At 67.9% G+C, this 6,676-nt stretch carries 6 protein-coding genes and 1 other RNA gene; all 7 read right to left on the bottom strand.

Going from position 1 to position 6,676, the window contains the following annotated elements; genetic code table 11:
- Positions 1–53: 53 nt before the first annotated feature.
- Positions 54–429, bottom strand: a transfer-messenger RNA (tmRNA) gene (gene ssrA, locus AB0J68_RS23830).
- A gap of 104 nt (positions 430–533) precedes the next feature.
- Positions 534–1,013 (bottom strand): SsrA-binding protein SmpB, encoded by a 480-nt coding sequence (gene smpB / locus AB0J68_RS23825; protein ID WP_124775313.1) that lies wholly within the window; start codon positions 1,011–1,013, stop codon positions 534–536.
- 151 nt (positions 1,014–1,164) lie between these two features.
- Positions 1,165–2,040, bottom strand: coding sequence for a permease-like cell division protein FtsX (gene ftsX, locus AB0J68_RS23820; protein ID WP_354859074.1), 876 nt, complete (start codon positions 2,038–2,040; stop codon positions 1,165–1,167).
- Between the two features lie 68 nt (positions 2,041–2,108).
- Positions 2,109–2,789: a cell division ATP-binding protein FtsE gene (gene ftsE / locus AB0J68_RS23815; RefSeq protein WP_354859071.1), complete on the bottom strand. Its 681-nt coding sequence runs from the start codon at positions 2,787–2,789 to the stop codon at positions 2,109–2,111.
- A gap of 118 nt (positions 2,790–2,907) precedes the next feature.
- Positions 2,908–4,029 carry a peptide chain release factor 2 gene (gene prfB / locus AB0J68_RS23810; RefSeq protein ID WP_354859069.1) on the bottom strand — a complete coding sequence of 374 codons (1,122 nt, stop codon included), beginning with the start codon at positions 4,027–4,029 and terminating at the stop codon, positions 2,908–2,910.
- Positions 4,030–4,093: 64 nt separating this feature from the next.
- The gene (locus tag AB0J68_RS23805) at positions 4,094–4,609 is read right to left on the bottom strand and encodes a PadR family transcriptional regulator (RefSeq protein ID WP_007455856.1); all 516 of its coding nucleotides are present in this window, start codon (positions 4,607–4,609) and stop codon (positions 4,094–4,096) included.
- 176 nt (positions 4,610–4,785) lie between these two features.
- Positions 4,786–6,414, bottom strand: coding sequence for an L-glutamate gamma-semialdehyde dehydrogenase (gene pruA, locus AB0J68_RS23800; protein ID WP_354859066.1), 1,629 nt, complete (start codon positions 6,412–6,414; stop codon positions 4,786–4,788).
- Between the last annotated feature and the right edge of the window lie 262 nt (positions 6,415–6,676).

Here is a 6,676-nt window from a genome sequence, read left to right as displayed (position 1 = left end):
GGCGGATACGACGATGCGCCCCCGCCGGGGGGCCAGGGCGCATCGTTTCGAGGTGGTGGAGGTGCCGGGAATCGAACCCGGGTCCTTCGCCGGTTTGTCAGGGCTTCTCCGAGCGCAGCTCGCTGTGCCTCTACTCGGCCCCACCGCTCACGCGAGCAAGTTGGTGTGACGGGCCCAGTCGCTGATTGATCTCGCCGCACGGACCCCGCGACCGGGTCCGATTGGCCAGCCTTCTAGCTGATGCCGGCTACTGGGACGAAGGCGTTCCCAGGCCGACAGACTTAGCTACTCGCCTCAGGCGGCGAGAGCGAAGTCAGCGCGATTGTTCTTGGCGCTTATAAGTTTCCGACGACCGATTCTCGAGACGACGTCGGCTTCCTCGGCTCGCTTCCCCTGTCGCTGCGTACGAAGTCGAAACCAGTCACCCCCTCGACAGGCCGCCTTTGCGGCGGCACTGACAAGACTAACGCCTGCCGCAACGGGTTTCATCCCGAGCCCCGGGTCGGCGCGCCGACCCGGGCAAAAGGGATGAATCAGTCGTCCATTCCCTTGCCACGTCGACCGGACACCCGGGCGATCTCCCGGTCCGCGTCGCGCTTGGCGAGGTCCTGGCGCTTGTCGTACGACTTCTTGCCCTTGGCCAGGGCGATCTCGACCTTGGCCCAGCCGTCGGAGAAGTAGACCTGCAACGGGACGATGGTCAGACCACCCTCGCGGGTCTTGCCGACGAGCTTGTCGATCTCGCCCCGGTTGAGCAGCAGCTTGCGCGTACGCCGGGGCTCGTGGTTGGTCCAGGTGCCCTGGGTGTACTCCGGGATGTGCATCGCGTGCAGGTACAACTCGCCGTCGCGCTCCTGGGCGAACGCGTCGACCAGCGACGCCCGCCCGGCCCGCAGCGACTTGACCTCGGTGCCGGTCAGCGCCATGCCCGCCTCGTACGTGTCGAGGATCGCGTAGTCGTGGCGGGCCTTCTTGTTGGAGGCGACCACCTTGCGCCCCTTTTCCCGTGGCATCGGCGCCACCCCCTCTCCCGGAAACGTCCGTCGCCGGGCTCACCCCGGCCGGACAACCGATCATGCTACCCGAATGACAAGGACCCTCCCGCGCCGTTTATTCCGGCCGCGGGAGGGTCCCCGAGTGACGACGGGACGACCCGTACGCTGCCTAGACCCGCAGGTAGAAGCGCAGGGTGATCCAGGCGGTGGCGGCGCTGACGAGGCCACCGACGCCGGCCATCAGCGGGAAGATGAACAGGATGTCACCCCAGCTGATCGGCGACAGCAGGCCCTGCAACGCCTTGAGCGACCCGTCGAAGAGCAGATACTTCGCCGCGACCAGGGCCACCAGGCCGAGCAGTGAGCCGATCAGGCCGGCCACCACGGCCTCCAGCACGAACGGCGCCTGGATGAACCAGTTGGACGCGCCGACCAGCTTCATGACCGCCACCTCACGCCGCTTGCTGTACGCGGCGACCTGGATGGTGTTGGCCACCAGGAGCAGTGCGGCGATGGCCATCACGATCGCGGCGGCCAGGGCGATGTTCTGGATCGCGGTGAGGACGTCGAAGATCTTGTCCAGCAGTCGACTCTGGTCGACGATCTCGTCGACACCCTCGGTGTCCTTGTACTGGTCGTAGATGTTCTTGTACTGCTCCGGGTTGTTCAGCTTGAGCCGGAACGACTCCGGCAGCTGGTCCGGCTTGACCGCGTTCACCAGGTCCGGCGCGTCCTGGTACATCTCCTGGAACTTCTTGTACGCCTCGTCCTTGTTGACGTAGATGACGTCCTTGACCAGGGGGTCGGCCTTCAGCTTGGCGTCCAGGTCGGTGCGCTGCTGCTCGCTCACCTCCTGACTCAGGAAGATCGAGACCTCGATGTTCTTGTAGTAGAGGTCCTTCATGTCGTCAACCTGGCGGTACATGAGACCGCTGGCGCCGAGCATGGTCAGCGAGACCGCCATCGTGATGATCATCGCGATGGTCATGGTCACGTTGCGCCACAGTCCGACCAGTACCTCGGACAGGACGTATTTCACGCGCATCGGGATTTCCTCCGGGTCTCCGGCATGAGGTGTTCGTCGTCAGGCTGCGAGAGGGGTGGAGCGCCGGCTCACCCGTAGACGCCGCGGGCCTGGTCACGCACGATGCGACCGCTCTCGATCTCGATGACGCGGCGGCGCATCTGGTTCACGATGTTGGAGTCGTGGGTGACCATCACGACGGTCGTGCCGGTGCGGTTGATCCGGTCCAGCAGGCGCATGATCTCGATCGAGGTGTCCGGGTCCAGGTTTCCGGTGGGCTCGTCCGCCAGCAGGATCAGCGGACGGTTCACGAACGCCCGGGCGACGGCGACCCGCTGCTGCTCACCACCGGAGAGCTCGTGCGGATAGCGGTGCTCCTTGCCACCGAGCCCGACCAGCTCCAGCACCTCCGGCACGACCCGGCGGGCAACCGCCTTGGTCTTGCCGATCACCTCAAGGGCGAACGCCACGTTCTCGTACGCGGTGCGGTTCGGCAGCAGCCGGAAGTCCTGGAAGACGCAGCCGATCGAACGCCGGAAGTGGGGTCGCTTCCAGGAGCGCATCGACGTGACGTCCTTGCTGTTGACGAGGACCCGCCCCTTGTTGGGGGTGACCTCGTGCAGCAGCATCTTGATGATTGTGGACTTGCCGGAGCCGGATGGACCGATGAAGAAGACGAACTCGCCCTTCTCGATCGAGACGGACACGTTGTCGAGCGAAGGCCGGGACGCCTTCGGGTACGTCTTCGTCACTTGCTCAAGCTGAATCACGGGTGGTGAGTCTACGCGGTGTAACAACTGAGCCAAGCCCCACGCCCCGCAGAAGCGGCGCGCGTCGTCGAATCAGGCCCTCACCTGGAGATCGACGAAGCGCTCCGCCCGCGAGTCGTCACGCACCGTCGCCGGCGAGCTGCCGCTGCTTACGCCAACGGATGCCGGCCTCGATGAAACCGTCCAACTCGCCGTCGAAGACCGCGCTCGGATTGCCGGTCTCCTGCTCGGTTCGGAGATCCTTCACCATCTGATACGGGTGCAGGACGTAGGAGCGCATCTGGTCGCCCCACGAACCGGCCGCGTTCTCCTTCAGGCCCTCCAGCTTGGCCTGCTCCTCCTGGCGCTTGCGCTCCAGCAGCCGGGCCTGGAGCACCCGCAGCGCGGAGGCCTTGTTCTGCAGCTGGGACTTCTCGTTCTGGCAGGTCACCACGATGCCGGTCGGGATGTGCGTGAGCCGGACCGCCGAGTCGGTGGTGTTGACGCTCTGCCCACCCGGCCCCGAGGAACGGTAGACGTCGACGCGTACCTCGTTCTCCGGGATGTCGATGTGGTCGGTCTGCTCGGTCACCGGCAGCACCTCCACGCCCGCGAAGCTGGTCTGCCGGCGACCCTGGTTGTCGAACGGGCTGATCCGGACCAGCCGGTGGGTGCCCGATTCGACGCTGAGCGTGCCGTACGCGTAGGGCACCTTGACCGCGAAGGTGGCCGACTTCAGGCCCGCCTCCTCGGCGTACGAGGTCTCGTAGACCTCGGTCGGGTAGCCGTGCCGCTCGGCCCAGCGCAGGTACATCCGCAGCAGCATCTCGGCGAAGTCCGCCGCGTCCACGCCGCCGGCGCCGGCCCGGATGGCGACCAGCGCCTCCCGGGAGTCGTACTCGCCGGAGAGCAGGGTGCGGACCTCCATCTCCTGGATGGATTTGGTCAGGCCGGTGATCTCCGTCTCGACCTCGGTCAGCACACCCGGGTCGGACTCGGCCTCGGCCAACTCCAGCAGCACCCGGGCGTCGTCGAGCTGGGAGCGCAGACTGCCCAGCTTGCTGATCTCGCCGTTGACGTACGACAGCTGCGAGGTCACCTGCTGCGCCTTGGCCTGGTCGTCCCACAGATCGGGGGCGGACGCCTCCTGCTCCAGGCGGGCCTTGTCCTCGTGCAGCCGGTCCAGATTGAGGACGGCCTCGATGTTGCGCAGGGTCGCGTCGAGTTCCTTGAGCTGTTCGGCGTAATCGGCAGCGGTCACGACAGACAAGCGTACTGTGCCGGGAGCAGCACAGCTCGTTCCGTGTCGGCGAACCCGCCGGAGATCACCCGACGGGGGCGGACTTCAGCCACGACAGGGCCGCCCGGTGGTAGGCGACGGCGAACTCCAGCGCGCTGGCGTCGTACGTCTCGCCGTCCCGTTTGGCGTTCTTGACCTGTTCGCGTACCTGAGCGAGGGCCTCGGTGTGGTATTCGTTGGCCGAGGCGTACAGGCTCTTGAGCTGGCTGGACGAGTGCAGGTTGCCGAAGGCCATCCGGAGCGCGATCGGGTTGCGGATGGTGTCCCGCCCCGGGTTCTCCGCCAGCCAGCGGGAAAATGTCCGTTTCCCGCTTGCGGTGAGCGCATACGGCTGGCTCATTCGTGGGCCCGGCTTGCCGAGCCGCACGTACCCCCGCTCGGCCAGCACCGGCAACTCGCGGTAGACCTGACTGCGGGTCATCGACCAGTAGGGCGCCAGTCGGCGCTCTGCGGCGGCCATCAACTGGCCGCCTGTCATGGGACCCTCGTGGAGCAGCCCGAGCAGGGCCGCCGCCGTGGGGTTGACTCCGGATTCCGCCATGGCCGTTACGCTGCCACTTTGCGCTGCCGGCGTCCAGGATTTGGCAGTTTGCCACCCGACAGGACTTCCTATGTGCACTGTCGGCGGCAGACTGTCCGTTGAGGACTATCGATGGATTGCGGCCCCTCGGCCGACCGCTGGCGGCGCTGCGCACGCCGCCAGCGGGTCGCCGCAGGTCAGCCCATGTGGGGGTACGTGTGGTCGGTCGGCGGCACGAAGGTCTCCTTGATCGTCCGCGGCGACACCCAGCGAACCAGGTTGAGCCAGGAGCCCGCCTTGTCGTTGGTGCCGCTGGCCCGCGCGCCGCCGAACGGCTGCTGCCCGACCACCGCGCCGGTCGGCTTGTCGTTGATGTAGAAGTTGCCGGCCGCGTAGCGCATGCGCTCGCCGACCGAATCGATCACCCGGCGGTCGGTGGCGAACACCGACCCCGTCAGCGCGTACGGGGCGATCGACTCGGCCTGCGTGACCACCTCGTCGAAGCGCGCGTCGTCGAACACGTGCACGCCCAGGATCGGCCCGAAGTACTCGGTGGTGAACGTCTCGTGGGCGGCGTCGGAGCACTCGAAGAGCGTCGGCCGGACGAAGTATCCGACCGAGTCGTCGGCCGTGCCGCCGGCGAGCACCCGGCAGGTGTCGTCACCGGCGATCAACTCCAGCGCCGCGGTGTGCCGGGCGAACGCCTTGTCGTCGATCACCGCGCCGCCGAAGTTGCTGAAGTCGGTGACGTCGCCGTAGGTCAGCGAGTCGGCGGTGGCGGCCAGGCGGTCCCGCAGGCCACCCTCCCAGAGCGAACGCGGCACGTACGCCCGCGAGGCCGCCGAGCACTTCTGGCCCTGGTACTCGTACGCGCCGCGGATCAGCGCGGTGTGCAGGGCGTCCACGTCGGCGCTGGTGTGCGCGACCACGAAGTCCTTGCCACCGGTCTCGCCCACCAGCCGCGGGTAGCCCCGGTAGCGGGAGATGTTGTCGCCGACGGTCCGCCACAACTGCTGAAAGACCTTGGTCGAACCGGTGAAGTGGATGCCCGCCAGATCCGGGTCGGCGAGCACCACGTCGGAGACCTCCTCGCCCCGACCGGTGACCATGTTGATCACGCCGGGCGGCAGGCCGGCGGCCTCGAAGAGCCGCATGGTGAAGTGCGCGGCGAACTGCTGGGTGGGGCCCGGCTTCCAGATCACCGTGTTGCCCAGCAGCGCCGGCGCCGACGGCAGGTTGCCGGCGATGGCCGTGAAGTTGAACGGGGTGACCGCGTAGACGAAGCCCTCCAGCGGGCGGTGGTCGAAGCGGTTCCAGACCCCCGGTGAGGACGCGGGCTGCTCCTCGAGCAGGCGGCGGGCGAAGTGCACGTTGAACCGGAGGAAATCGATGAACTCGCAGGCGGCGTCGATCTCCGCCTGGATCGCGGTCTTCGACTGGCCGAGCATGGTGGCGGCGTTGAGGGTGTCCCGCCAGGGGCCGGCGAGCAGCTCGGCGGCGCGCAGGAAGATCGCGGCGCGCTCCTCGAACGGCAGCGCCCGCCACATCGGGGCGGCATCCTTGGCTGCCTTGATCGCGGCGCGGGCATCGTCGTGGGTGGCGTGTGCGGTCACGCCGAGCACGTGGGCGTGCTTGTGCGGCTGCACCACGTTGATCGGGTCGCCGGCCGCCATCCGCTGCTCGCCGCCGATGGTCATCGGCAGGTCGATGCGCTCGGCGGCCAGCTCGGTCAGCCGCCGCTGGAGCCGGTCCCGGTCTCCGCTGCCCGGCTCGTAGTTGCGAACCGGCTCGTTGCGCGGCTCGGGTACGGAGAACACGGCATCCATCAAGGCTCCTGGCGATCTCGACAGCGGTGGCGAAACCGGACCCGCGGGCACCGACCGGACGGCCGGACACCGGACGCCGCGCGGGAGGGCCGAGCAGCGGCGGGACCTCCCGCGATTGTTTCACGCGAAGGTGCTGGCACTGCCGCCGCCGTCACCCGATCGCGAAGGACCGACTGGGCCTGCTCCCCTTACCGCTCACGGTGGCGGGGCTGGGGCGACCGTCCCCGGCTCCGGGCGGTCAGGCTTGATCCCTCCGCCGGGG

Origin of the sequence: Micromonospora sp. NPDC049580, from assembly GCF_040675595.1 — a bacterium.
In the GTDB taxonomy this organism is placed as follows: Bacteria; Actinomycetota; Actinomycetes; order Mycobacteriales; family Micromonosporaceae; genus Micromonospora.
Note: the sequence above shows the minus strand (reverse complement) of the source record. Positions and strands in the feature narration are given on the sequence as shown.

Coding starts and splice junctions, on each gene's coding strand:
- smpB (WP_124775313.1), bottom strand. CDS start 1,013: ATGCCACGGGAAAAGGGGCGCAAGGTGGTCGCCTCCAACAAGAAGGCC.
- ftsX (WP_354859074.1), bottom strand. CDS start 2,040: ATGCGCGTGAAATACGTCCTGTCCGAGGTACTGGTCGGACTGTGGCGC.
- AB0J68_RS23805 (WP_007455856.1), bottom strand. CDS start 4,609: ATGGCGGAATCCGGAGTCAACCCCACGGCGGCGGCCCTGCTCGGGCTG.
- pruA (WP_354859066.1), bottom strand. CDS start 6,414: ATGGATGCCGTGTTCTCCGTACCCGAGCCGCGCAACGAGCCGGTTCGC.